Raw genomic sequence first — 528 nt, 5'->3', positions numbered from 1 at the left:
AAATCTTCACAAATTTTACGATAGAAGAGTTAGGAATTACACCACTATTCTTTGAGCATAGTTTTTACTGCACGAAATGTGAAGCGATGGCTTCAACGAAAACATGTCCGCACGGAAAAGAAGATCATGTTATTTTATCGGGTACGAAAGTAAGAGAATTATTAAGAAACGGTGAGATTCCGCCAAGTACATTTAGTCGTAAAGAAGTAGTGGAAGTGCTAATTAAAGGCTTGAAAAAAGAAGTAGTAACAGAATAGGGAGAGAACGAGATGGATACGAATATTACTTGGCATACAGCTTCGGTTTCAAAAGATGAGAGAAGAGTGAAGAATGGACATCATAGTTTTGTAATTTGGTTTACTGGTCTATCAGCTTCGGGTAAATCTACAGTAGCGAATGCGGTCGCTCGTAAACTGTTTGAAAAGAATATTGGAAATTATGTGCTGGATGGGGATAACATTCGCCACGGTTTAAATAAAGACTTAGGATTTTCTGAAAGTGATCGCATGGAAAATATAAGACGTATTG

Annotated in this window: 2 protein-coding genes; both read left to right on the top strand. The window is 36.9% G+C overall.

All coding sequences use genetic code 11. From position 1 onward, the window contains the following. The coding region (locus tag DAI20_RS17970; protein ID WP_205781545.1) for a hypothetical protein at nt 1-257 on the top strand (257 nt) is incomplete at its 5' end. Between the two features lie 12 nt (nt 258-269). Beyond that, nucleotides 270-528 (top strand): adenylyl-sulfate kinase (locus DAI20_RS17965; protein ID WP_159085170.1); only part of this gene is annotated, 259 nt, incomplete at its 3' end.

Source organism: Planctomonas deserti (genome assembly GCF_003067705.1).
Lineage (GTDB): Bacteria > Actinomycetota > Actinomycetes > Actinomycetales > Microbacteriaceae > Planctomonas > Planctomonas deserti.
Note: the sequence above shows the minus strand (reverse complement) of the source record. Positions and strands in the feature narration are given on the sequence as shown.